The sequence below is a fragment of the Rhodovibrio sodomensis genome, from assembly GCF_016583645.1.
GTDB classification, from domain to species: Bacteria; Pseudomonadota; Alphaproteobacteria; order Kiloniellales; family Rhodovibrionaceae; genus Rhodovibrio; species Rhodovibrio sodomensis.
The window spans coordinates 1-1,081 of the sequence record NZ_NRRL01000272.1 but is presented as its reverse complement, the minus strand read 5'-3'; the positions used below and the strand labels follow the sequence as shown (position 1 = coordinate 1,081).

Annotated in this window: 1 protein-coding gene; it reads right to left on the bottom strand. The window is 61.6% G+C overall.

What is annotated here, in order from left to right; translation table 11 throughout:
* Positions 1 to 229 (bottom strand): Flp family type IVb pilin (locus CKO28_RS27705; protein WP_200344763.1); only part of this gene is annotated, 229 nt, incomplete at its 3' end.
* Positions 230 to 1,081 lie beyond the last annotated feature (852 nt).

The window sequence follows — 1,081 nt, the reverse complement described above, 5'->3', positions numbered from 1 at the left end:
CGGCGTCCTCACTGGCCGTGGCGCCGGCGATCCGGACCTGGGCCTTGCCGCTCTCGGCGACCTCGCCCGCCGGGCCGACCGCCTGGTTCTCCACTGTGTTGAACAGGTGGCGGATGCTGTCGCCGGTCGCGGCCACCGCGCCGGCGGTGCCGAGGCCGACCAGCCCGATCAGCAGGGCGTACTCGATCTTGGTGGCGCCGCGACGGCGATGGAGGTCGGGCCTGCGCATGGGATCTATCCGCGAATACGGTTGTTGATGAGCGTTCTTCGGGGATATGGTGGCGCCAGCGCACGCGTGCTATGGCCTGCATGCGCGCATGCCCATGCAGCTCGGGTGGGGGTGCCGCTTTCATTGGTAGAAGGGGGTCGCGAGGCTGGGCGAGGGCAAAAAGAAGGGCGGTTATATAGATGTGTGACCCGCAGGGTGTCATGCGACCGCTGGCTGATGAAACCATCCGAGCCATGAACTTTGCGTCGGTTGTCAAGGATAAATTAAGAAAATGGTTGCAAGCGTGGGTCATCCACCATAGATCCATAAGTGTAGCGGACGCCCGAGCGTTAGGAGTCGCTGTCGCCGGTGCTCTTTAGCGGGTTCGAAGGCAGCGTTAACCTCTCAAAGCGGGGGCGTTTACCGGCAACGTTTGGTGTGGGTTCGCTCCCACCCGTCCGCGGAGCGCTATAAAGTACACTCGCCCTTTCCACACGTTTCATCAGAACGGCAAACAAAACGCCGCAGTGACCAGAGGTCACCGCGGCGTTGAGCGGATGATGCTAGCGTTGGCACACGCTAGCGGCGAACTCACCGGGCCAGAGTGTGCGGCCCGCAAACCCTAACACTTGCAGATTCGAACACTCTGGTCCTCCACCGCAACCCTTAGCCGGAAGGAGGGCAGGGCAATCGGGTGAAAAAGGGGGTGACATGTAGATGAGGCTCTGAATCGATGGAAGGCCTCCGATTCGGTTAATGGAGGCGAACGATGGATCGAGCGGGTGCTCTGGGCGAGGCGGTTGTTTTTCTTGATCATTTTGCGGATGTGACGGATCCGCGCCAGGCCGGGAAGGTGGCCTATCCGTTGGACGA